Source organism: Dactylosporangium sp. NPDC051087, assembly GCF_055586325.1.
In genome coordinates this window covers 61,266-85,391 of sequence record NZ_JBVJIJ010000024.1, presented here as the reverse complement: position 1 = coordinate 85,391, position 24,126 = coordinate 61,266, and the positions used below count along the sequence as shown (strand labels likewise).

The 24,126-nt window shown below is 70.4% G+C and carries 21 protein-coding genes; 18 read left to right on the top strand and 3 right to left on the bottom strand.

Features of this window, described 5'->3' with window-relative positions:
- Positions 1-47: 47 nt before the first annotated feature.
- Positions 48-545, top strand: a complete 498-nt coding sequence (locus tag ACZ6TV_RS38610; protein ID WP_465303468.1) for a phosphatase domain-containing protein — start codon at positions 48-50, stop codon at positions 543-545.
- Here ACZ6TV_RS38610 and ACZ6TV_RS38605 read toward each other — a convergent pair.
- A complete protein-coding gene (locus ACZ6TV_RS38605; RefSeq protein ID WP_465303466.1) occupies positions 542-2,761 on the bottom strand; it encodes a putative bifunctional diguanylate cyclase/phosphodiesterase in 2,220 nt (739 codons plus the stop codon). The two genes, ACZ6TV_RS38610 and ACZ6TV_RS38605, sit on opposite strands and share 4 nt — an antisense overlap.
- Before the next feature lie 143 nt (positions 2,762-2,904).
- Here ACZ6TV_RS38605 and ACZ6TV_RS38600 point away from each other — a divergent pair, with 143 nt between their 5' ends.
- The 16 genes from ACZ6TV_RS38600 (at position 2,905) to ACZ6TV_RS38525 (ending at position 20,066) form a co-directional block, all read left to right on the top strand.
- Positions 2,905-3,603, top strand: coding sequence for a sortase (locus tag ACZ6TV_RS38600; protein ID WP_465303464.1), 699 nt, complete (start codon positions 2,905-2,907; stop codon positions 3,601-3,603).
- Positions 3,604-3,752: 149 nt separating this feature from the next.
- Positions 3,753-6,305, top strand: coding sequence for a chemotaxis protein CheW (locus ACZ6TV_RS38595; protein WP_465303462.1), 2,553 nt, complete (start codon positions 3,753-3,755; stop codon positions 6,303-6,305).
- 2 nt (positions 6,306-6,307) lie between these two features.
- Positions 6,308-6,763 (top strand): chemotaxis protein CheW, encoded by a 456-nt coding sequence (locus ACZ6TV_RS38590; RefSeq protein WP_327008652.1) that lies wholly within the window; start codon positions 6,308-6,310, stop codon positions 6,761-6,763.
- Between the two features lie 6 nt (positions 6,764-6,769).
- Positions 6,770-8,311, top strand: a complete 1,542-nt coding sequence (locus ACZ6TV_RS38585; protein WP_465303460.1) for a methyl-accepting chemotaxis protein — start codon at positions 6,770-6,772, stop codon at positions 8,309-8,311.
- A 90-nt stretch (positions 8,312-8,401) separates the two neighbouring features.
- The gene (locus tag ACZ6TV_RS38580) at positions 8,402-9,292 is read left to right on the top strand and encodes a hypothetical protein (RefSeq protein WP_465303458.1); all 891 of its coding nucleotides are present in this window, start codon (positions 8,402-8,404) and stop codon (positions 9,290-9,292) included.
- Positions 9,293-9,477: 185 nt separating this feature from the next.
- Complete coding sequence (locus ACZ6TV_RS38575; RefSeq protein ID WP_465303456.1) at positions 9,478-10,683, top strand: protein-glutamate methylesterase/protein-glutamine glutaminase; 1,206 nt, start codon at positions 9,478-9,480, stop codon at positions 10,681-10,683.
- The gene (locus tag ACZ6TV_RS38570) at positions 10,680-11,537 is read left to right on the top strand and encodes a CheR family methyltransferase (protein WP_354782224.1); all 858 of its coding nucleotides are present in this window, start codon (positions 10,680-10,682) and stop codon (positions 11,535-11,537) included. Before ACZ6TV_RS38575 ends, ACZ6TV_RS38570 begins: the two co-directional genes overlap by 4 nt.
- Before the next feature lie 6 nt (positions 11,538-11,543).
- The gene (locus ACZ6TV_RS38565) at positions 11,544-11,945 is read left to right on the top strand and encodes a response regulator (RefSeq protein ID WP_465303454.1); all 402 of its coding nucleotides are present in this window, start codon (positions 11,544-11,546) and stop codon (positions 11,943-11,945) included.
- A complete protein-coding gene (locus ACZ6TV_RS38560) occupies positions 11,942-12,415 on the top strand; it encodes a chemotaxis protein CheX (RefSeq protein ID WP_465303452.1) in 474 nt (157 codons plus the stop codon). The genes ACZ6TV_RS38565 and ACZ6TV_RS38560 overlap by 4 nt, the downstream gene beginning before the upstream one ends.
- Positions 12,412-12,774, top strand: coding sequence for a response regulator (locus ACZ6TV_RS38555; protein ID WP_465303450.1), 363 nt, complete (start codon positions 12,412-12,414; stop codon positions 12,772-12,774). Before ACZ6TV_RS38560 ends, ACZ6TV_RS38555 begins: the two co-directional genes overlap by 4 nt.
- 8 nt (positions 12,775-12,782) lie before the next feature.
- Positions 12,783-13,274 carry a hypothetical protein gene (locus ACZ6TV_RS38550; RefSeq protein WP_465303448.1) on the top strand — a complete coding sequence of 164 codons (492 nt, stop codon included), beginning with the start codon at positions 12,783-12,785 and terminating at the stop codon, positions 13,272-13,274.
- Between the two features lie 122 nt (positions 13,275-13,396).
- Positions 13,397-14,437, top strand: a complete 1,041-nt coding sequence (locus ACZ6TV_RS38545; RefSeq protein ID WP_465303446.1) for a LacI family DNA-binding transcriptional regulator — start codon at positions 13,397-13,399, stop codon at positions 14,435-14,437.
- A 443-nt stretch (positions 14,438-14,880) separates the two neighbouring features.
- Positions 14,881-16,251, top strand: a complete 1,371-nt coding sequence (locus ACZ6TV_RS38540) for an ABC transporter substrate-binding protein (RefSeq protein WP_465303444.1) — start codon at positions 14,881-14,883, stop codon at positions 16,249-16,251.
- Between the two features lie 105 nt (positions 16,252-16,356).
- Positions 16,357-17,346, top strand: coding sequence for a carbohydrate ABC transporter permease (locus ACZ6TV_RS38535; protein ID WP_465303442.1), 990 nt, complete (start codon positions 16,357-16,359; stop codon positions 17,344-17,346).
- A gap of 35 nt (positions 17,347-17,381) precedes the next feature.
- Positions 17,382-18,401 (top strand): carbohydrate ABC transporter permease, encoded by a 1,020-nt coding sequence (locus tag ACZ6TV_RS38530; protein WP_465303440.1) that lies wholly within the window; start codon positions 17,382-17,384, stop codon positions 18,399-18,401.
- 72 nt (positions 18,402-18,473) lie between these two features.
- Positions 18,474-20,066 carry a glycoside hydrolase family 13 protein gene (locus ACZ6TV_RS38525; protein WP_465303438.1) on the top strand — a complete coding sequence of 531 codons (1,593 nt, stop codon included), beginning with the start codon at positions 18,474-18,476 and terminating at the stop codon, positions 20,064-20,066.
- Between the two features lie 511 nt (positions 20,067-20,577).
- On the opposite strand, the gene ACZ6TV_RS38520 is transcribed toward ACZ6TV_RS38525, so the two are convergent.
- Positions 20,578-21,462 carry a helix-turn-helix domain-containing protein gene (locus tag ACZ6TV_RS38520; RefSeq protein ID WP_354782205.1) on the bottom strand — a complete coding sequence of 295 codons (885 nt, stop codon included), beginning with the start codon at positions 21,460-21,462 and terminating at the stop codon, positions 20,578-20,580.
- An 87-nt stretch (positions 21,463-21,549) separates the two neighbouring features.
- Here ACZ6TV_RS38520 and ACZ6TV_RS38515 point away from each other — a divergent pair, with 87 nt between their 5' ends.
- Positions 21,550-23,190, top strand: a complete 1,641-nt coding sequence (locus ACZ6TV_RS38515; RefSeq protein WP_465303435.1) for an alpha-amylase family protein — start codon at positions 21,550-21,552, stop codon at positions 23,188-23,190.
- An 18-nt stretch (positions 23,191-23,208) separates the two neighbouring features.
- Here the strand turns inward: ACZ6TV_RS38515 and ACZ6TV_RS38510 are convergent, their stop codons facing one another.
- Positions 23,209-23,892: a nuclear transport factor 2 family protein gene (locus ACZ6TV_RS38510; RefSeq protein WP_465303433.1), complete on the bottom strand. Its 684-nt coding sequence runs from the start codon at positions 23,890-23,892 to the stop codon at positions 23,209-23,211.
- Positions 23,893-24,126 lie beyond the last annotated feature (234 nt).

The following is a 24,126-nucleotide window of genomic DNA, read 5'->3' as shown; positions in this document are numbered from 1 at the left end:
CCGTTTCCAGTGTGACGGTACTGGCGGATGAACGGCATGATGTGCCCGTGGACGAAGCAGTGGAGCGGGACGCGGCGCTCGCCGTGTTCGACATCGACGGTGTGGTCGCCGACGTCCGGCACCGGCTCAGGCACCTCGATCGGCGGCCCAAGGACTGGGCCCGGTTCTTCGCCGCCGCGGACCGCGACCCGGTCCTGCCGGAGGGCGTGGAGCTCGCGCTGCGGCACGCCGCCGAGCACGTCCTGGTCTGGCTCACCGGCCGCCCCGAGCACCTGCGCCCGGTGACCGACGCCTGGCTGCGCCGGGCGGGCCTGCCCGCCGAGCTGCTCTTCATGCGGCCGGCCGGCGACCGCCGCCCGGCGAGGGACTTCAAGTCCGCTCAGCTGGCCCGGCTGGCCCGCGAGTCGTCGATCGCGGTCGTCGTCGACGACGACCCGGAGGTGGTGACGACGCTGCGCAGGCTCGGCCACCCCGTCCTGCTCGCCGACTGGGTCCCGCACTCCTCGACCCTGCGGACCGCCCAGGAGCAGGACGGTAGGACCTAAGGCACCAGCTGGCCGGCGAGGAAGGTCTGCAGGGCGTCGGCGGGCATCGGTCGGGCGAACAGGAAGCCCTGGGCGTAGTCGCAGTCCAGCTCGCGCAGCGCGGCGGCCTGCTCCTCGGTCTCGACGCCCTCGGCGACCGGGCGGAGGTACATGGCGCGGGCGAGCTCGACGACGGCGCGGAAGAGTGCCTTCTCCTGGCGGTCGGCGACCCTGGACACGAACGCCCGGTCGATCTTCAGCACGTCGATGGGCAGGGTACGCAGGTACGCGAGGGACGAGTAGCCGGTGCCGAAGTCGTCGATGGCGATCCGGACGCCGTGGGCGCGCAGCCGGGCGAGCCGCCGGCTGACCGCCTCGGTCTCCTCGACGGTCGCGGTCACCAGGACCGTCTCGGTGATCTCCAGGACGAGCGCCGCGCCGGGCAGACCGGTGCGCTTGAGGGTGGCGAGGACCTCGTCGGCGAACCGCGGGTTGCGCAGCTGGCGGCCGGAGACGTTCACGGTGACGGAGATGCCGTGCGAGGCGTGCCAGGCGCGGGCGTCGGTCGCCGCGCGTTCCAGGACCCAGGCGCCGAGCCGGCCGATCAGCCCGGTCTCCTCAGCGACGGGCACGAAGCGCACCGGCGAGACCGCCGTCCCGTCGGGAGCGGTGAAGCGCAGCAGCGCCTCGACCGCCGCTACGCGCCCGGTGTGGACGTCGACGACCGGCTGGTAGTGCACGGCGAACCCGCCGCCGCTGCCGCCGCCTGTGCCGTCGACGGCGGCCCGCAGCTGCTCGGCGAGCGCGGCGTGCGCGACCTGCGCGGCGCGCATCGCGGGGTCGTAGCGCTCGGCGCGGTTGCGGCCCGCCTCCTTCGCCGCGTAGAGCGCCAGGTCGGCGTTCTGCAGCGCCTCGCCGGTGCTGGCCGGCTCGCCGGCGTAGACGCCGGCGCTCGCGGTGAGGCGCAGCTCCCGGCCGTCGACGAGGTACGGCAGGGCGAGGTCGGCGACGCACCGCTCGGCGAGGTCGTCGAGCCCGGCGGGGCCGGCGCAGACCACCGCGAACTCGTCGCCGCCGAGCCGGGCGAGGAGGTCACCGGGGCCGGCGATGGCGCGCAGCCGGGCGGCCGCCTGCTGCAGCAGCGCGTCGCCCGCGGGGTGGCCGAGCGTGTCGTTGACGTCCTTGAACCCGTCGAGGTCGACGATGAGCAGGCCGACGCCGTCGAGCGCGTCGATGCCGGCCTGCAGGCGGGCGCGGAACTCCTCCCGGTTGGCCAGGCCCGTCAGCACGTCGTGCTGGGCGCGGAACGCCAGCTCCTGCTGCAGCGACGTGCGCTCCCGCAGCGCCCGGCCGAGGCGCAGCACCATCGCCACCATGAGCGCGGCGGTGAGGACCGCCGGCACGAGCGAGTGCACCCACGACCCGGTGCCGCGGTGGATGCCGAGGTCGGCGATGAGGACGGCCGGGCCGAGCAGCGCCAGGGCGATGAACCCGGCGATGGGGGTGGCGCTCACGTCGCCCGGGCGGGGACGGTCGCCGATGTCGCGGATGTCCGGGTGCAGGCACGCCGCGGCGAGCAGGAAGCTCCAGGCGAGCCACCCGACGGAGGCCATCGGTGCCTCGACGACGCCGCCGCGCCCCCAGACGTACATGATCACGTAGCTGACGTCGGTGAGGACCATCGCGGCCGTCGACGCCAGCAGCAGGCCGTACGCGACGCCGGGCCGGGCCGCGAACGCGACGCGCAGCAGCATCGACACGACGAGGAGGTCGCAGACGGCGAGGGTGGTGATGCCGGCGGTCGTCGCCTGGTCCAGGCCGGCCCGGGACAGCAGCGGGTACAGCACGAACGCCCACGCCAGCTGCGCCATGCCGATGAGGGCGATGACGGCGTCGAGCAGGCGGTTCGAGGACCACGGCCGCAGGCGGCGGGCGAGCAGCCACAGCGCGACGCCCGTCAGCGGGTAGGACAGCAGGTAGCCCGCCTCCGCCGCCGGCGCGAGGCCCGGCACGGCGACCTCGGCGGCGGTCGTGCCGCACGAGACGCCGACGCCGGCGATGAGCAGCCAGAACGTGGCGGCGGGCGCCGGGCGGTGCCGGCGCACGCCGACCACCGCCGCGCCGAGGCAGGCCACCTGCACCGCGACCCAGAACGCGCCGAAGCCGTTCGGCGTCAGGGCGGCGGCCGCGGCGGACGCGACGGCGGCGCACGTCAAGAACCACAGCCAGATCCTCACCCGCCCATTCAGCGTTACCCCGGGTGCGGGCCGGTTGTGGTCCGGGGTGCGAGCGGGGAGGCGCCGGTCCGCGGCGGCCACCGTCCGGCTGAATGGCGAGCGAAGCTCCTTCTGCCCGAATTTCAACGCCTATAGTCCAATTTGTGGATACCGGCAGGCGTGGCGACCGGACGACCCGCCTGCTCCTGTTCGCGGCCGTCCTGCTGCTCGCCTCCGGCGTGGCCGCGGGCGGCGTGACGGCGTGGAGCTGGTGGGGCCGGGTCCGCGCCGTCCAGGCCGCCCAGGAGCGCCTCGCTGCCGAATGGGCCGGCGAGCCCCGGCGGGTCACCTCGGACGCGACCGTCGCCGCCGAGGCGGCCGGCCGCCGCCCGCCGGCCGGGATGCCCGTGCGCCCCGCCCGTGACAGCGGCGACGGGCCGGTCGCGGTGCTGCACGTACCGACGCTGCGGCTGAAGCTCTTCGTCGTCGAAGGGTCCGGGGACGACCGGCTCATGCTCGGCCCCGGGCACATCACCGGCACCGCCGCGTTCGGCGAGACCGGCAACGCGGGCATCGCCGGGCACCGCTACCCGGGCGTCTTCTGGGACCTCGACGAGCTCGAGGTCAGCGCGCCGGTCGTGGTCGAGACCCGGGACACCTGGCTGGTCTACCGCGTCGTCGACGGCAGCGTCGTGCGGCCGGAGCAGAGCGAGGTCCTCGCCCCGCCCGCGCCCGGCGCCGGGCCGCTGCTCACGCTCGTCACGTGCGAGCCGAAGCTCAGCACGTCCCGCCGCCTGATCCGGCAGGCCACCCTGGTGCGCCGCGACCCGCTCACGGGCCCGCGCCCCGCGGAGCTCAACTAACACCGCGTGACCGTCTGCTCACCGGAACGCAACGAATCTCCTTGACCGGCCCTCCAGGGTGCCGATGGTCCCTGTGAGTTTGCCGTTAAGGACCCGTTCCAGGTCCCGGCGGGTGGTTTGTCCCGGTGAGGGCTGAAGGGAGCCTGGCCGTGAGCGACTTGGGTGACATCGTTCAGGAGTTTCTCGTGGAGTCGCACGAGAACCTGGACCAGCTGGACCGGGACCTGGTGGCCCTCGAAGCGGCGCCCGGGTCGCGGGAGCTGTTGTCGTCGATCTTCCGGACGATCCACACGATCAAGGGCACGTCCGGTTTCCTGGCGTTCAACCGTCTGGAGAAGGTGACGCACGTCGGGGAGTCGCTGCTGTCCCGTCTCCGTGACGGGGCGCAGGGCATGACGCCGTCGACCACGGACGCGCTGCTGCGGATGGTGGACACGGTCCGCGGTCTGCTGTCGGAGATCGAGGAACACGGTCAGGAGCTCGAAGGCGACGACACAGGTGTGATCGCCGCCGTCAACGCCTGCATCACCGACGGCGCGCCGCCCGCCAGGGCCGCCGCCGCCGCTCCCGCCGCCCCTGCCGCCGCACCGCCGGCCGCCGCCAAATCCGCTGCCGCCGAACCCGCTGCCGCCGCACCCGCCGTCGACACCACCAAGGCGCCAGCCGCAGAACCTGCCGCAGAACCGGCCGCCGTGTCGGGCACCGTCATCGATCCGACGCCCGTCGTCGAGGTCGTCGTGGTCGAGCCGGTCGTGGTCGTCGCCCCCGCTGTAGCCGCGCCTGTCCCCGCTCCCGCCGCCGCTGCCCCCGCTCCCGCCGCTGCCGACGCCGCGCTGCCGGCCGCCGCCCCGGCTCCCAGCGCCGCGCGGCCCGCCGCCGCGCCTGCCGGTGCCGCTCCCGCTGGTGCCGCTTCCGGCGGTGGCGCCAAGCCGGGTGCTCCTGGTGGTGACGCCCCCGCCGAGGACGGCGTAACCAAGCGCAGTGTGGCGGATCAGTCGATCCGGGTGGATGTGGATCTGCTGGACAAGCTGATGAACCTCGTCGGGGAGTTGGTGCTGACCCGGAATCAGTTGATCCGGGCGATCGGTTCGGTGGCGGATCCGGGGATGACGCGGACGGGTCAGCGGTTGAACCTCATCACCTCCGAACTGCAGGAGTCGGTGATGAAGACCCGGATGCAGGCGATCGATCATTTGTGGTCGAAGCTGCCCCGGGTGGTGCGGGACCTGTCCTCGACGTTCGGCAAACAGATCCGCCTTGCCCAGGAAGGCAAGGAGACCGAGCTCGACCGGTCCCTCCTCGAAGCGGTGAAGGACCCGCTGACCCACCTGGTCCGTAACGCTGTCGATCATGGGATCGAGACGCCGGAGGATCGCGTCGCGGCGGGGAAGAACCCGGAGGGGACGTTGACGTTGCGTGCCTACCACGAGGGTGGGCATGTGATCGTCGAGGTCCGTGATGACGGGTCGGGGATCGACCCGGACAAGATCGCGCGGATCGCGGTGGAGAAGGGTCTCGTGTCCCGGGATCAGTTGGCGACGATGGATCGGCGGGAGATCCTGGCGTTGGTGTTCCGGCCGGGGTTCTCCACGGCGAAGGCGGTCACGAACGTGTCCGGTCGTGGTGTCGGCATGGATGTGGTGAAGACCAACATCGAACGGATCGGCGGCGCCGTCGACGTCGACTCCGTCGTGGGTAAGGGCACCACCTGGCGGCTCACGATCCCGCTGACCCTGGCCATCATCCAGGCGTTGACGATCGAGTGCGGCAACGAGCGGTACGTCATCCCACAGGTCGCCGTGCACGAACTCGTGTACCTCGACGGGCAGTCCGGACGCGTCGTCGAACACGCCATGGACGCCCCCGTGTACCGGCTGCGCGGCAAGCTCCTCCCGCTCGTCTACCTCGACGACACCCTCGGCCTGCACCGCGACGGCGACCACAACAAGGACGTCTACGTCGCCGTGCTCCAGGCCGAGGGCAAGCGCTTCGGCCTCGTCGTCGACCGGGTCCTCAACACCGAAGAGGTCGTCGTCAAGCCGCTCACGAGCCGGTTCAAGGACATCGGCACGTACGCCGGCGCCACCCTCCTCGGCGACGGCCGGGTCGCCCTCATCCTCGACGTCGCGTCCCTCGCCCGCCGGGCCCACCTCGCCGCCGGCGCGGAACGCTCCGAAGGCGACACCACCGTGCGCCGCGGCGGCGGCAACGGCGACCGGCTCCTCATCGCCGGCGTCGGTGACCGGCGCGTCGCGATCCCCCTGGACATGGTCACCCGCCTGGAAGAGTTCCCCGTCGAACGGATCGAACGCACCGGCAGCCGCGAAGTCGTGCAGTACCGCGACCAGATCCTGCCCGTCCTGCGCCTGTCCCACATGCTCGGCGCCTACGAAACCGAGTCCGGCCCGACCGTTCCCGTCGTGGTCTACACCGAGAACGGCCGGTCCGTCGCCCTCGCCGTGGAGAAGATCCTCGACATCGTCGAAGAAGGCCTCGACGACTCCCGCCGCGACTTCGGCGACGACGGCCTCCTCGGCTCCGCCGTCATCCAGCAACGCGTCACCGAACTCCTCGACGTCCGCCGCGCCATCCTCGCCGCCGACCCCCTCTTCCACACCAAGATCGACACCACGACCGACCCGTACGACCCGTACCAGTCGGACGCCACCGCCGACTACACCTACCAGCACGCCGGAGCCTGACCATGGCCAGCCGCCAGTACGCCACCTTCGAGGTCGCCGACCAGCTCTTCGGGCTCGACGTCGCCAAGGTGCAGGAGGTCCTCTCCTTCGACCAGTACACGCCCGTGCCGCTCGCCCCCGAGTCCGTCGGCGGGCTGTTCAACCTCCGCGGCCAGGTCATCGCCGCCGTCGACCTGCGGGTGCAGCTCGGGCTGCCGCCCCGCACGAAGAGCGCCGAACCGGCCATGAACGTCATCGTGAAGACCGACGAGGAGTCCGTCTCCCTGCTGGTCGACCGGATCGGCGAGGTCGTCACGCTGCAGGACGACACGTTCGAGCCGCCGCCGGACACCCTGCACGGGCCGAGCCGGCACCTCATCACCGGCGCGTTCAAGCTCGACGGCCGGCTGCTGCTGGCGCTGGACACCACGAAGGCCGTCAACACCAGCCAGCCGGGCACCGGCAACCGCGAGGAATAGGTCCCCATGAACTGGTTCACCAACCGCGGGGTCCGCACGAAGGTGCTCAGCGCCATCGTCGTCGCCGGCATCGCCATGATCGCCATGACGTTCGGCGCCCTCCAAGGCCTCAGCGACGCCAACGCCACCACGCGCAAGGTCACCGCGAAGAGCGCCCAGTTCGCCGCGCTGTCCGACATCCGCGACGGCATCACCGACACGCTCAGCGCGCTCAGCGACGACAAGCGCCTCGCCGCCGACAAGGAGGTGATGGCGGCGATCGAGCGGTACCGCGCCGGTGCCGCATCCGCCCACGCCGCCAAGGCCGAGATCGTCGAGACGGCGATGAAGGCCTACCAGACGGTGCGCGACGCCGAGATGATCCCCGCCGCCAACGCCGGCCGCGTCGACCTGTACGTGCAGATCGCCGCGGCCAAGGGCACCCCGCAGATCGTCAAGGCCCAGGACACCCTCGACGAGCTGCAGGCGGCGGAGTTCGCCGAGGCCGAGCAGTGGCGCGCGGACGCGCAGGACAACTACGAGTCCAGCCGGATGATGATGATCGGCGCGGCCGTGCTCGGGCTGATCGCGGCGTTCGGTGTCGGCCTGTGGGTCACCTCGCTGGTCGTGCGGCCGCTGCGCCGGGTCTCCGACGTGCTCGGCGCCGTCGCCGCCGGCGACCTGAGCCGCCGGGTCGAGATCACCTCCGCCGACGAGGTCGGCGTCATGGCCGTCGCGCTCAACAAGGCCACCGAGAGCATGCGCACGACCGTACAGACCATGGACCACACCGCCTCGTCGCTCGCCGCGTCCGCCGGCGAGCTCACCGGGGTCAGCGCCCAGATCGCCAGCGGCACCGGCGAGGCCAGCGACCAGGCCAACCTCGTCGCCGCCGCGGCCGAGCAGGTCTCCCGCAACGTGCAGACCGTCGCCGCCGGCGCCGACGAGATGGGCCTGTCGATCCGGGAGATCGCGCAGAACGCCAGCGAGGCGGCGAAGGTCGCGTCGCAGGCCGTGATGGCGGCCGAGTCGACGAACCAGGCCGTCGCCCGGCTCGGCGAGTCGTCCACGGAGATCGGCAACGTCGTCAAGGTCATCACCTCGATCGCCGAGCAGACCAACCTGCTCGCGCTGAACGCCACCATCGAGGCGGCCCGCGCCGGGGAGGCGGGCAAGGGCTTCGCCGTCGTCGCCAACGAGGTCAAGGACCTGGCGCAGGAGACCGCCCGGGCGACCGAGGACATCTCCCGGCGGGTCGAGGCGATCCAGGCCGACACCACCGGCGCGGTCGCGGCGATCGGCGAGATCAGCCAGATCATCTCGCGGATCAACGACTACCAGCTCACCATCGCCTCGGCGGTCGAGGAGCAGACGGCGACGACCAACGAGATGAACCGCAGCGTGAGCGAGGCCGCGACCGGCTCGGTCGAGATCGCCACGAACGTGTCCACCGTCGCCGCCGCAACCCAGAACACGTCACTCAACGTAGCCGAGGCGCAACGCGCGGCTTCGGATCTGTCCCGGATGTCGAGCGAGATGCGCGCGCTCGTCGCACGGTTCAAGATCTGACCCTGGCCGGGCGGGGTACGCTCCCAGGGCCCCGCCCGCGACCCTTTTGGCTGACAGACCGGGGTGCAGCTGCGTTGCAGACTAGTTGCCATGTACAGCCTGGTTAGCGCCCCCGTTCTCGGCTTCGACCTCTCCCGCCTCCAGGGAGGATCGGCCGCCGCCGATGTGCTGCTCCGCGGACTTTCGCTCACGCAGAGTGACCTTGACGCGGTCGCGTCGGCGCGTGCCGACGACGACTGGGACCGTGTCGACCTGTGGCGGGACGTCGACGCCGCCGCCCAGGAGCGGCGCGCCGTCAACGCCGACGCCGGCGCGCTGGCCGTGGTCGAGCGCGCGCCGCTCGGCACCCTCGACGGGCTGCTGCACTGCCTGCGGTACGACATCCTCGACTGGACCTGGGGCAACCGCCCGGCGCGGGCGACCACGCCGACGCCGCAGGTGCGCGCCCCGCGGCAGCGGCAGAGCGAGGTCGCGAGCAAGGCCACCGGCGTGCTGTCCGACGCCGCCGCGGCCGCCTACCTGCGGGAGCTGCTGACCGACGAGTCGCGGCGCCGGCTGAGCGCCCCCTACACCGCGGCGCTGCGCGCGCTGCCCGAGGCCGAGCACGACCTCGGCCCGCAGGGCGACGAGCTGCGCCAGATGCTGAGCCGGGTCGGCGCGCTGTCGCCGGCGGAGATGCGGCAGCTCAACAAGGTCACCGACACCTCCCGCCCCGGGCTGACCGACTGGGCGCCGGCCGTGCACTCCGCGTCCTGGGCCGTCTTCCTGTCCGGCCGGGTCCGCGCCGGTGCCGCCGCGCAGCTGCTGCTCGTGCAGGCCCTCGACCGCTCCGGCGTGCCGGTCAGCGACCGGGCCGGCGGGGTGTGGAACCTGCTCAGCGGCGCCGTCCAGGCCCTCATGGTCCGCGACCTGCTGGACTCCGCGACGGCGAAGCGCCTGCTCGACCCGTACTTCACCGCGATGGGCCCGCTCGCCGTCTGAGCCCCCGCCGCCACGGGCCCGCCCCCGGGTCTGCGCCCCAAACATCGCCCCTGTCCGGTTGCTCCGGGCAGGGGCGGTTCTTTTGGAATTTCCCTCATCGTCCCCGGAGCACCGCCGATTAGCCCGCTGGAACGTGACGGGCCTCGCATTTGCGATGAGGCCCCCGGTGCTGGAGGCAGGGGCGCGTGATCTCGGTTCTGGTGGTGGACGACTCGGTCGTCGTCCGGCGTCTGATCACCGACGCGCTCAGCGACGACCCGGAGATCCGCGTCGTCGGCACCGCCCCCAACGGCAAGGTCGCGCTGACGAAGATCGAGCAGCTGCGCCCGGACCTCGTGACCCTGGACATCGAGATGCCGATCATGGACGGCCTCGAGACGCTGCGGGCGATCCGCGGCCTGTACGCGCGGCTCCCGGTCATCATGTTCAGCACGCTCACCGCGGCGGGTGCGACCGCGACCCTGGACGCGCTGTCCGCCGGCGCCAGCGACTACGTCACCAAGCCCGCCAACGTCGGCAGCGTCGCGGAGAGCATCCGGTCGGTCCGCGAGCAGATCATCCCGCGGATCCACGCCCTGTGCGGCGGCGGCCGCCGGTCCACCCTGCCCCGGCCGCCGATCGGCATCGGCCCCAACATCGGCCCCAACACCCGGACGTTCGGCACCGGCCACGCCGTCGCGCCGCCGCTCGCCCGCCCGGGCGGCAACCCGCTGCCGGGCTCGGTCCGCCCGCCGGTGACCGCCCCGCCCACGACCGCGCCGGCCCGCACCTCGCCGCGCGGCGACCGGGTCGAGGTCGTCACCATCGGCTGCTCCACCGGCGGCCCCGACGCGCTGACCACCGTCGTGCGGGCCCTCCCGGCGAACCTGCCGGTGCCGGTGGTCGTGGTGCAGCACATGCCGCCGGTCTTCACCAAGATGTTCGCCGACCGGCTCGACCGGACCGCCGCGCTGACCGTCGTGGAGGCGACCGGCGACATGCCCGTGCGCCCCGGCACCGTCTACATCGCGCCCGGCGACTACCACCTGGAGGTGCACCGCCGCGGGACAGAGGTGATCACCAAACTCAACACCGGCCCGCCGGAGAACTTCTGCCGCCCCGCCGTGGACGTGCTGTTCCGCTCGGTGGCCAAGACCTACGGCGGTGCCACCCTCGCGATCGTCCTCACCGGGATGGGACAGGACGGCAAACGCGGCGCCGAGCAGCTGCGCGGCGCGGGCGCCGAGATCGTCGCGCAGGACGAGGCGACCTCCGTCGTCTGGGGGATGCCCGGCGCGGTGGCGACGGCCGGGCTCGCGCACGCCGTCCTGCCGCTGGGCGACATCGCCCACCATCTCATCAGCCGTACGGCCGGGGGCCGGGGTGCGAAATCCATGGAGGTGACCCGATGACATTGACCGCCCAGGAATTCGCCTTCATCAGCGGCCTCGTCCGGCGCGACGCGGCAATCGTGCTCGAGGCGGGCAAGGAATACCTGGTGGAGGCGCGGTTGCTGCCGCTGGCCCGGCAGTCCGGCCTGCCGAGCGTGTCCGAGTTCGTCGCCCGTGCCCAGCAGCGCCCCGAGCCCGAGATCCACCGCAAGATCGTGGACGCGCTCACGACCAACGAGACGTCGTTCTTCCGCGACGGCGAGCCCTTCAAGCAGCTCGTCGACACCGTGCTGCCGGATCTGCTGGTACGGCGGGCGACCACCCGCTCGATCAAGGTCTGGTCGGCGGCGAGCTCCAGCGGGCAGGAGCCGTACACGATCGCCATGGTGCTGCAGGACAACCTGCCGCCGGGCTGGTCCTTCGACATCATCGGCACCGACATCTCCACCGAGATGCTCACCCGGGCCGAGGCCGGCCAGTACACGCAGCTCGAGGTCAACCGCGGGCTGCCGGCGCCGCTGCTGGTGAAGCACTTCGAGCGCAACGGCGCGCACTGGCAGGTCGCCCAGGCGTTGCGCAAGCACACCTCGTTCCGCCGGCTCAACCTCGCCGCGCCGTTTCCCTCCATGGGGCCGTTCGACATCGTGTTCATCCGCAACGTGCTGATCTATTTCGATGTACAGACGAAGCGGACGGTGCTGCAACGGGTCGCCGGCACCTTACGACCCGACGGCTGGCTCTTCCTCGGCTCCGCCGAAACGACGATCGGCATCGACGACAGATTCGAACGGGTGGTCGCCGGCAGGACGTCCGCCTACAAGCTGCGGACCGCACCGAAGACCGCCGCTTCCGTGAGCGCTGTAGGAAAGGGGTGACGCCAGATGCTCACCATGGTGATCGACGATTCGCGCGCTATGCGCCTCATCTTGAAGCGGATCGTGGCACAGCTCGGCTTCGAAGTTGTCGAGGCGGGCAACGGCCAAGAGGCGATGGACTACCTCACGGCCAATGTTCTCGACGGTGACGGCGAGATCCCCGGCCTGGCGCTGGTCGACTGGAACATGCCCGAGATGAACGGGCTGGAGTTCGTGACCGCGGTCCGTGCCGAACCCCGCCTGCGCGGGATGACGTTGATGATGGTCACGACGGAGAGCGAACAGAGCCAGATCGTGCGGGCCCTCGCATCGGGCGCCCACGAGTACGTGATCAAGCCGTTCACACCGGACGCGATCATCGACAAGCTGGCGCTGCTCGGCCTCGTCCCGAACGGAGTCGCAGCATGACGAACCCAACCGAGGAAGACCTCAAGGTCATCGCCGAACAGGTCTGGTCCTCCTACCTCGATCTCGACGGCGCCAGCCCGCTGGTGCCGATCCCCGCGGACAAGCACCAGGCCGACGTCACGGCCTCGGTGTCGGTCACCGGAGCCTGGCGCGGGCACGTCCTGGTCAGCTGCTCCGACGCGGCATCGAGGAACGTCGCGGCCGCGCTGCTGGGCATCGACTTCGACGACGTGGCCGAGGAGGACGTCGCCGACGCCCTGGGCGAGCTCGCCAACATCATCGGCGGCAACGTGAAGAGCCTGCTGCCGGAGCCCAGCGCGCTGTCGCTGCCGCACGTGCACGTCGAGGGGACGCAGGGGCGCTACCCGCACGTCACCGAGGTGTGCCACCTCGAAGGTACCTGGATGGACGAGTCGGTCACCGTGACCGTTCTGGAGAGCACCACCGATCTCGCTGGAGCAGTGGCATGAAAATTCTGATCGCCGACGACAGCCGGGTCATGCGGCAGATCGTGACGCGGACCCTCCGGCAGGCCGGCTACGAGGGGCACGATCTGGTCGAGGCGTGTGACGGGCAGGAGGCCTTCGACAAGGCCGTGGCGGAGAAACCGGACCTGGTGCTGTCGGACTGGAACATGCCGCACCTGACCGGAGTCGAGGTGCTGCGGATGCTGCGGGCCAACGGCGACCAGGTGCCGTTCGGCTTCGTCACGTCCGAGGGCACGCCCGAGATGCGACAGGCGGCCGAGGACGCCGGGGCACTCTTTCTGGTCACGAAGCCGTTCACAGCGGACACATTCAAGGACGCACTCGACCCAATTTTGGGATGATTTGAGCCATGTCGCATGTTCTGCCCGTTCCCAAGGCCGTCAAGGACCTCTTTGACGACCTTCTCGGCCGGCCGGTCACGGTCAACCCGGCCGAGCCCCTCCGAGCCGCCGACGTCCCCAAGACCCTGGTCGCCCTCTACACCGACGAACGCACGCAACTGCTCGCCGTGATCGGGATGGACTTCGGGCTCACCGCCTACACGGGCGCCGCGATCGGCCTCATCCCGCCGGGCGGCGCCGAGGCCTGCATCGAGGACAACGAGATCTCCAAGATGATCGGCGAGAACGCCATCGAGGTGTGCAACATCCTCGCCGGTCTGCTGAACAAGGAAGGCGTCCCGCGCCTGAAGCTGTACCAGACGTTCCTGCCCGGCGAGACCGCGCCGACCGACGCGGTGAACTGGCTGCTGGCGCTGGGCCGCCGGATCGACCTCATCGTGGACGTCTCCGGATACGGTGCCGGGAAGATCTCGATCGCCCTGGCCGGCGCCGGCGGCTGATCGTGGCGGCTGCGGCCTTTGTGCCGGTTTTCCGGTGGTCGCAGCCGCATGATCAGCGCCGGGGCGGATGGGTGGGCGACATCGTGCAAAAAATTGCGTAGTCATGCACTACGCTTGCGGGCATGACTCGACGACTCGCTGAGGTGGCGAAGTACGCCGGCGTGAGCGAGGCGACCGTGAGTCGGGTGCTCAACGGCAAGCCCGGCATCTCCGACGCTACCCGCACCGCTGTGCTCACCGCGCTCGACGTTCTGGGCTATGAGCGGCCCACGAAGCTGCGCGGAGAACGCGCGCGTCTCGTGGGGCTCGTGCTGCCGGAGCTGCAGAACCCGATCTTCCCTGCCTTCGCCGAGGTGGTCGCCGGCGCGCTGTCCAAGCGCGGCTTCACCCCGGTGCTGTGCACCCGGACCGCGGACGGCGTCTCGGAGGCCGACTACGTCGAGATGCTGCTGGACCAGCACGTGTCCGGCATCATCTTCTGCGGCGGGCTCTATCACCAGGCGGCCGCGGAGCACGAGCACTATCACCGCCTGCACGAGCGCGGCCTGCCCGCCGTGCTGGTCAACGCCGCCATCGACGACCTGGGCTTCCCGCGGGTGTCGGTCGACGACGGTCACGCGGTGGACCAGGCGTTCAACCACCTGGTCTCGTTGGGACACAAGCGGATCGGGCTCATCCTCGGCCCGGCGGACCACGCGCCGTCCAACCGGAAGCTGACCGCTTTCGAGGCGGCCGCGCAGTTCAACGACACCGTCAACGACGAGGACGTCGAGCGGGTCATCTTCTCCATGGAGGGTGGCCGGGCCGGCGCCACGCGGCTCATCAAGCACGGCGTCACCGGCATCATCTGCGCCAGCGACGTGCAGGCGCTGGGCGCGATCCGGGCGGCCCGGCGGCTGGGCCGTGAGGTCCCCGACGACATCTCCGTCGTCGGCTTCGACGACTCGCTGTTCATGAACTGCACGGATCCGCCGCTGACCACCGTGCGCCAGCCCATCCAGGCGATGGGCCAGGCCGCCGTGACCCTCCTCGTCAGCCAGGTGGCCGGCACGCTGGTGCCGACCGAGGAGATGCTCTTCGAGCCGGAGCTCGTCGTGCGCGGCTCGACCGGCGCCCTCAAGATCCCGGCGCCGAAGGCGACAAAGGCGGCATCCGCGGCGTAGCAACCGTAGCTTTCTGTAGAGCGCCACGACTCCTGCACGGAGTCGTGGCGCTCTTTCGTTGCGTCCGCAAGCAGCTTCCCGCTGCGGACCGCGAGCGCTCGACCGCGTCCAGTCAGGGACATCCGGCCCTCGCTGCGCGTTTTCGGCCGCTTTCGTGCAAGTCCCCGGGCTGTGGGAGCGAGTCCATGCAAGCAGCTGCCAGTGGATCATTAAAATTTTGCAACGGACCATGGACTTCTTGTGGCGAGTGAGCCTAATCTCTTGCCTACGCCAGGCCGAAACCCTGACGCGATGCGATGGAAACCGACGAGTAACGCGCCTGAAGCTCTTGCGAATACCCCGGCAGCCGACGCAAGGCTGCGCACGGTCTCCGCCCCAACCGAATTCCCCCCATCCGGGTCCACGCAGGGCTGGATGTCTCCACACCCCAACAAGGAGCGACGATGAAGTACTCACGTACCAGGATGGCTCTGGCCATCGCCGGTGCGCTGGCGCTCACCAGCACGCTCGTCGCGTGCGGAAGCGACGAGGACACCAAGGCCGACGCGAACGCCAAGGTCACGCTGAACGTCGTGGGTCTGCTCCCCGGCGCGAAGCCCGAGGCGCAGCAGGCCCTCGCGGCCGAGGTGGCGGACTTCCAGAAGGAAAACCCGAACATCACGGTCGTCACCAAGGACTACGAGTGGAAGGCCACCACGTTCGCGGCCGACCTCGCCGGTGGCACCCTGCCGGTGGTGTTCGAGATCCCCTTCACCGACGCGAAGACGCTGATCGCCAACGGGCAGATCGCCGACATGCAGTCCAACGTGGACACGCTGTCCTACGCGAAGAACTTCAACCCGAACGTCCTGCAGTACGGCCAGGGCCCGGACGGTCACGTCTACGCCATCCCCGCCAAGAGCGTCTACGCGGTCGGCCTGCACTACAACCGTGACCTGTTCACCAAGGCCGGCCTCGACCCGGCCAAGCCGCCGACGACGTGGGACGAGGTCCGCACCGCCGCCAAGGCGATCGCGGAGAAGACCCAGCAGGCCGGCTTCGCGCAGATGGCCAAGGACGGCACCGGCGGCTGGCAGCTGACGGTCGACACCTACGCCCGCGGCGGTCGCCTCGAGGACGGCAAGAAGGCCACCCTCACCAACGACGCCACCAAGGCCTCGCTGCAGTTCCTGAAGGACCTGCGCTGGACCGACAACTCCATGGGCGCGAACTTCGACTACGACTGGACCGGCATCAACCAGGCGTTCGCCGCCGGCAAGATCGGCATGTACACCTCGGGCCAGGACGTCTACACGAGCCTCGTGCAGACCAACAACATCGACCCGAAGACCTACGGCCTCACGATGATCCCGCTGACCGGCAGCGACGCGGGCGTCCTCGGCGGTGGCACCATGGCCGGGGTCTCCACCAAGGCCAGCGCCAACGAGAAGGCCGCGGCGATCAAGTGGATCGACTACCACTACCTCCGCAAGTACACCTCCGAGGCCGCCGCGAAGAAGAACGCCGAGATCCAGATCGCGAGCAAGCAGCCCGTCGGTACCCCTGAGCTGCCGATCTTCTCGCAGCAGCAGTACGAGACCTACCAGGGCTGGATCAAGCCGCAGATCAACGTCCCGCTGGACCAGATGACCTCCTTCACCAGCAAGGTCTTCTCGGCCAAGGTCGTCAACGAGCCGGCCATCGCCACCCAGGACGTCTACAAGTCGCTCGACTCGGTCGTCCAGGCCGTGCTGACCGACAAGAACGCCAACATCGACCAGCTCCTCACCGACGCCAACGCGAAGGCGCAGCGCGCCATCGACTCGGCCGGCTGATCCCTCTCCACACCACCGACAACCCACCAGGTGTGGGCCGCGGGGAGACCGGCGGCCCACACCGGGGGGTTCTGCCCTTCGAAAACCAGGACGAGGAGTGACGTCGTGAGTGCATCGGGAGCCCTGCGGCAGACCGGCGGCTCCGCCGGCCGGGGCAACCACGACCCGGGCTCGGACGGGCCCACGCGCCGGGTCCGCCGGCGCGACCCGGTGACCTGGGTCCAGCGCGGCGGGCTCAGCTCGCTCCTGTTCGCGCTGCCGCTCCTGATCGTCTTCGGGGTCTTCTCGTGGTGGCCGATCCTGCGGTCGATCGTCATGAGCTTCCAGAAGACCAACCTGGTCGGCGACCCGACCTGGGTCGGCTGGAAGAACTTCGAGTTCGTGCTCACCGATCCCGACCTGCCGAAGGCGATCCTCAACACCCTGTACTTCGCGCTGCTCGCCCTGGTGTTCGGCTACCCGCTCCCGCTGGTGACGGCGGTGCTGATGAGCTCGGTCCGGCGCCGCAAGGGGCTGTTCTCCGTGCTCGCCTACCTCCCGGTCGTCGTGCCGCCGGTCGTCGCGGTGCTGCTGTGGAAGTTCTTCTACGACGGCGCGGCCGACGGCGTGTTCAACACGATCCTGAGCTACGTCGGGCTCGGCCCGTACGCCTGGCTGTCGAGCCCCTCCCTGGCGATGCCGTCCCTCGTGCTCGAGGCGACCTGGGCCGCGGCCGGCGGAACCGTGATCATCTACCTGGCCGCGCTGCTGAGCGTCCCCGACGAGCTGTACGACGCCGCCGAGGTCGACGGTGCCGGCATCTGGCGCCGGGTCTGGCACGTCAGCATGCCGCAACTGCGCGGTGTGCTGCTCATCACGTTCATCCTGCAGATCATCGGCACGGTCCAGGTCTTCCTCGAGCCGTTCCTGTTCACCGGCGGCGGCCCGGCAGGCGCCACCCTCACGGTGCTGCTGATGATCTACGACTACGCGTTCGGCAGGTCCCTGGGCGGCAACTACGGCGCGGCCACGGCGCTGTCCGTCATGCTCGCGACGTTCCTCGCGATCCTGTCGCTGGTGTACTTCAAGCTCACGTCCGGCTGGAGCAAGTCATGACCGGGCAACACAGCTCAGAGGGGAAGAGGACCACCATGACCGTCACCGATCGCAACGGGCGGCGGGACACCGGGCCCGTCGTCGCGGGTGCCCGGGGGCGGGCGTCCGACCTCGGGGCCCCGGCCGGTGCGGCCAGGGTCGCCCGGCCCGCCCGCAGGCGCAAGAAGTCGCAGTTCGAGGGCGGCCGCGGCTACGTGTCCGCGCAGGACTGGCGCAACCCGCGCATCAGGGCGACCATGACCACCCTGCACGCGATCCTGCTCGGGCTGCTGCTCCTGGTCGGCATCGGGCCGATCCTGCTCCTGGCGAAGTACGCCATCACCCCCACGCAGGACATCATCCGCACCCCCCTGGCGATCTTCCCGAACGGCGTACGCCTGGAGAACATCTCCGAGGCCTGGAACGACGTCCAGATCAGCAAGTACTTCCTCAACACGATCTGGCTGGCCGCCGGCTCCTGGTTCGTGCAGATGCTCGTCGCCACCACCGGCGGCTACGTGCTGTCGGTCCTGCGTCCCGCCTGGGGCAAGATCGTCAACGGCCTGGTGATCGCGACGCTGTTCGTGCCCAGCGTGGTGCTGCTCGTGCCGCTGTACCTCACGATCCTCAACCCGCCGGTCGTCGGCCAGTCGCTGATCAACAACTTCCTGGCCGTGTGGCTGCCGTCCGGCGCCAGCGCCTTCAACGTCGTGCTCATGACCCGGTTCTTCGACGGCCTCCCGCGCGAGGTGTTCGAGGCGGCCAAGGTCGACGGCGCCAGCAACTTCCGGCTCTTCTGGTCGGTGGTTCTGCCGATGTCCAAGCCCATCCTCGGCGTGGTGTCGGTGTTCGCGACGATCGCCAGCTGGAAGGACTTCCTCTGGCCGATGCTCGTGCTCAAGGACCCCTCGATGCAGCCGCTGTCGGTGCGGCTGCCGGCGATCGCCTCACAGACCGACCTGGGTGTGTTCCTCGCCGCTCTCGCGATCTCGACGCTCATCCCGATCGTCTTCTTCATCGCCTTCCAGCGACTCTTCCTCTCGGGCGCAGGATTGGGAGGGGCCGTGAAGGGCTAGGTCACGACCCTCGCCAGATCCCGATCCACCTGTCGTGTGTAGGCAATTCGAGTGTGAGAAAGCAGGTTCCACGTGGCCGACCAACACCACCAAGCTTGGTGGCGCAGTGCCGCTATCTACCAGGTCTATCTGCGTAGCTTCGCCGACGGCAACGGCGACGGTGTCGGCGACCTGGCGGGCCTGCGTTCCAGACTGCCCTACCTGGCCGGCCTCGGTGTCGACGCGATCTGGATCGTGCCGTGGTACCCGTCCCCGCTCGCCGACGGCGGCTACGACGTCGCCGACTTCCGCGCCATCGACCCGATCTTCGGCACCCTCGCGGAGGCCGAGAAGCTGATCGAGGAGGCGCACGCCGCCGGCATCCGGGTCATCTGCGACATCGTCCCCAACCACTGCTCCGACCAGCACGCCTGGTTCCAGAAGGCCCTCGCGTCGGCGCCCGGCTCGCCCGAGCGCGACCTGTTCTGGTTCCGCAAGGGCCGCGGGCCGGAGGGCGACCAGCCGCCTACCGACCTGCAGTCCATCTTCGGCGGCCCGGCCTGGACCCGCGTGCCGGACGGCGAGTGGTACCTGCACCTGTTCGCCTCCGAGCAGCCGGACTTCAACTGGGACCACCCGGCCGTCCGCGACGAGTTCGAGGACATCGTCCGCTTCTGGCTCGACCGCGGCATCGACGGCATCCGCATCGACTCCGCCGCCGTCCTCATCAAGGACCCGCTGGTCAGCGACAAGTACGAGGACAACGACGGCATCCACGACGTCTACCAGGCCTGGCGGCGCATCTCCGACACGTACACGCCGCCGCGCGCCCTCATCGGCGAGGTGTGGCTGCCCGACCACGAGGCCTTCGCCAGGTACCTGGCCCCGAACGAGCTGCACACGGCGTTCAACTTCGCGTTCCTCAACGCGCCGTGGGAAGCGGCGCGGCTGCGCTACGAGATCGACATGACCCTCGAGGTGCACGCGCCGGTCTCCGCGCCCGCCACCTGGGTGCTGTCCAACCACGACGTCACCCGCGAGGTCACCCGCTTCGGCCGGGAGTCGACCAACTTCTCCTTCGCCGAGAAGCGCTACAACGTGCCCTCGGACCTGGAGCTCGGCACCCGCCGCGCCCGGGCCGCCGCGCTGCTCATCATGTCGCTGCCCGGTGCGGTCTACCTGTACCAGGGCGAGGAGCTCGGCCTGGAAGAGGTCGAGGACCTCGACGACGACCTCCGCGAAGACCCGATGTACCACCGCTCCGGCGGCACCAACCCCGGCCGCGACGGCTGCCGGGTCCCGCTGCCCTGGTCCGGCGGCGAGGCCCCCTTCGGCTTCAGCCCCGCCGACGCCGGCGGTAGCCCCTGGCTGCCGCAGCCCGCCACCTGGGCCGGCAAGACCGTCGCCGCGCAGGAGGGCGTCGAGGGTTCGTTCCTCGAGCTGTACCGCCAGGCCCTCCGCGTCCGCCGCGCCGAACCCTCCCTCGGGGACGGCCCGATGCGCTGGCTCGACTCCGCCCCGGACGTCCTCGCCTTCGCCCGCGACGACACGTTCGCGAACGTCACCAACCTCGGTACGGCGCCGGCCACGCTGCCGCCGCACCGCGAGGTGCTCGTCAGCAGCGTGCCGCTCAACGACGACGGCACCCTTCCCCCGGACGCCTCCGCCTGGCTCCGGCTCTCCTGACCCACACAGCACCACGCAGGCGCCGTCTGGAACCTGGCGCTGGGTCCGGCCGCCACCGGGCCCAGCGCCAGCCGGACCGGACGGCCCCCTGAACGCCGGGCGGTCGCACAAGTTGGCGGGTGCGACCGCCCGGTCTGTCATGTCCCCGCGCGGGCCGCGCGGCAGGCGTCAGAACGCGCGGCAGCGTGCCGCAAGTTGCCGATTGCGCCATGCGGCGACGATGAACGGCGTATTTCCCACACTTAACTGTTAAGGGGCCGGAAGGGTCGAGCGTTAACTGTTAAGCCGGGTGGAGATCTTCCGGTCGCCAGGGGCGCCGCCATAACGTCATCGGCAAGGAAAACGAACTTCCTTGTGGAGGCGGCACATGCGTTCCACCCTTACCGTCGCGGCGACATCCCAGCCGTTCAGATGGTGACGCCGGTAGTGTCCGGGAACAGAGGCGGGGCGCTGGTCACACCGGCGCCCCGTTGTTCTCAACTGCCCAAGACCATCTGAGCAGCCGGAACCTTCAGTCCCAGTCCCATCGGAACCCGTAACGACCCGGGCCGTAGTCCAGTGCGATCGCGTGGACTGAATTGCCCACGTCGACCTCGTAAGGGGTCACCTGTTCGGTCTGGCCGTCCATCTGCTGGAACTGATAGACGGCCCGCGGCAGCGCTGCCGGGTCGAAACACACCTCGAGCACGTATTCACGCACAGGAAGCCGAAACTTGCGCTCATAATTGGTCGCCGTCGGAAACGGCGGATAATTGTGCAGCGCATGTTCGGTGATGACCGTTTCACCCTTGGCGAGCGGGCGGTCGAACAGCAGTTCGGCCAGCAGTAGCCCGCTTTCCAAGTGCTCCACCACCCTGCCCAGCCGGCAGTTGCGGACCGCGGTCATCAGCGGCAGCGGGTGCTCCTGCTCGTCGAGGCGCACGATGACCACATAGCGGTCCGGCCCGTCCGCCTCGGCCCGTAAGACCTGCCGGACGAGGAACGAGACCTCGCCGCGCTCCGGCCCCACATTGACCCGGTCGTGCTGGCTCAGCCTGGTCAGCCGCTCGTCCCAGCGGGTGTCCACGCCCTGCGCGAGGTCGGTGATGAGATCCTGCTCCGACCAGAACGCGCCCAGCGCCGGCGCCTCCTGGCTCTTGTGCAGATGCCGGCCGCGCGGGCGCGGCGGCCCGACGAGGGCGGCAAGGGACCCCGGCTCGACCTCCAGGATCTTCTCGAGCTCGGCGAGGGCGGCCAGGGACTCACGGCGCTCCGGGCGGCTGCGCCCGGTCTGCCAGTAACTCAATGTGGCGAGACTCACCGAGAAACCCTCGGCGCGAAGCCGCTCCTGGATGCGTTCCAGTCCCAGGCCCCGTGCCTGGATGGCGTCACGTAGCGCGCCGGCGAAGTCGACCATCAGCCCCCCGGGTGCCATCCTCGCGGTCCGGGCGGGGCGCACGCAAGCGGGCGTTTGCGTAATTGCCGATTCGGTAACCCGGATCGCATGGGCGAGCGCTGGTACACCGAGAGTGTCATCTATTGCCTGGACGTCGAGACGTTCCAGGACTCCAACGGGGATGGCATCGGCGACTTTCAAGGTCTCATCAGTCGTCTCGACTACCTGACCAGGCTCGGGATCAACTGTCTGTGGCTGCATCCCATCCATCCGACACCTGGCAAGGACGACGGCTACGACGCCACGGACTTCTACAACGTCGACCCGCGGCTGGGCACGCTCGGCGACTTCGCCGAGTTGCTGCACGAGGCGGCGAACCGCGGCATCAAGGTCATCATCGACCTGGTGGTGAACCACACCTCGGACGAGCACCCGTGGTTCCAGTCGGCGATCTCCTCGAAGGACTCGCCCTACCGGGACTGGTACGTCTGGGCGGACAAGGAACCGTCGGACCGCCACCAGGGGATGGTGTTCCCGGGCGAGCAGTCCGAGACGTGGACCTACCACCGCAAGGCCCGCGCCTGGTACTACCACCGCTTCTACGACTTCCAGCCGGACCTGAACTTCGCCAATCCGCTGGTGCGCGCCGAGGTCAAGAAGATCCTCGCCTTCTGGATCCAGCTCGGCGTCGCCGGCTTCCGGATGGACGCGGTGCCGTTCATCATCGAGCTGACCGAGCCGGGGCGCCCGGAGTGCCCGATGGACTTCGACTACCTCACCGAGCTGCGCCAGCACATCCAGTGGCGGCGCGGCGACGCGGTGCTGCTCGCCGAGGCCAACGTCGAGCCGGAGAAGCTGCCGGAGTACTTCGGCGACGCGGGCGGCTCGGGCAACCGCATCCACATGCTGTTCGACTTCATGCTCAACGGCCGGCTGATCCTCGCCCTGGCGCGGCAGAACCCCGAGCCGGTCATCGACTGGCTGAAGACCACGCCGAAGCTGCCGCAGGGCGGGCAGTGGGCGACGTTCCTGCGCAACCACGACGAGATCGACCTCTCGCGGCTCACCGCCGAGCAGCGCGAGGACGTGTTCCAGCAGTTCGGGCCCGACGAGAACATGCGCCTGTACGACCGTGGCATCCGCCGCCGGCTCGGGCCCATGCTCGGCAACGACCGCAGCCGCCTGGAACTGGCCTACTCGCTGCAGTTCTCGCTGCGGGGCACCCCGGTGCTGCGGTACGGCGAGGAGATCGGCATGGGCGAGGACCTGACCCAGACCGGCCGCTACGCGATCCGCACGCCGATGCAGTGGTCGTACGCCACCAACGGCGGCTTCAGCGCCGCGGACCCGATCCGCCCGGTGATCAGCAAGGGCGAGTACGGATACGACCGCGTCAACGTGACCGCCCAGCGGCACGACGAGCGGTCGCTGCTCGCCTGGTTCGAGCGGATGATCCGGACGCTGCGGGAGATCCCCGAGGTCGGCGGCGGCTCGTGCGCATGCGTCGACCAGCCGCTCCCGCCGGGGGTCCTGGTGCACCGCGCGGACGGCCCGACCGGCTCGATGCTGTTCCTGCACAACCTCGGCACCCAGGACGCCGTCGTCGACCTCGGCAACCTGGCCGCGGACACGCACCTGCCCAACGACGTCTTCGCCGACCGGGAGTACGAGCCGGTCGGCGACTTCACGAAGCTCCAGCTGGCCGGCTACGGGTACCGCTGGATCCGCCTGCGCCGCGGCAACACGTAGCGGCGCGTCAGGGCCCGGTCAGGGCATCGTCAGGGGCAGCCCCAGCCGGGTGAAGTGCGCCTCGTCGATGAACGCGGTGACGGCGCTCAGCCGCGCGCCGCGCACGGTCAGCACATCGAGCGACCAGGCGCGGTGCGTGCCGGCGGCGGCGGCGTCCCAGCGGTAGGAGGCCACGGCGGGCTGGGCGTTCGCCGTGGCCGGCAGGTGCCGCCACGAGCCGCACCGGGTGAACGGCAGCTCCTCGGCGAAGTCGACCACGGCGGCGATCCCGTGGTACCAGTGCGGCAGCGGCGGCATCGACCAGCTCACGTCCTCGGTGAGCAACGCGACGAGACCGGCCGTGTCGCCGTCCTGCAGCGCCGCCGCGTAGCGGGCCACGAGGTCGCGGACCCGCGCGTCGCCGATCTCGCGGAGGGTCTGCTGCTGGGACGGCTCCGGGATGCGCTCGGCGACCAGCCGGCGGGCCCGCGCAAGGGTGGAGTTCACGGACGTCGGCGTGGTGCGCATCATCGCGGCGATCTCGGCGGCGGAGAAGCCCAGCACGTCGAAGAGCAGCAGCGCCGCGCACACCGTCGTCGCCCACGAGCCGCCGGTGACCGAGCTCCTGCCCGACGCCGCGCAGCAGCGGGCCGCGGTGGAGGACATCATCGCCACGTACGCGGCCGGCGACGTCCCCGGGGCGTGGATGCGGTTCCTGCGCAACGCCGACATCCCGATGGACCCGGACGCGCAGCAGACGGCCGACGAGCGCTTCTGGTTCCTGCACGAGATGCGCGGCACCACCGTGTGGCGGCCGGACGCCGGAGCGCTGACCGCCGGCGGCGCGCGGATCGTGGTCGGGGTGGGGGAGAGGAGTCCGCCGGCCAGATCTGCGACCGCACCTCGGCGGCCCTGGCGGCGTTGCTGGGCACCGAACCGGTCCGGTTCCCGGGCGGG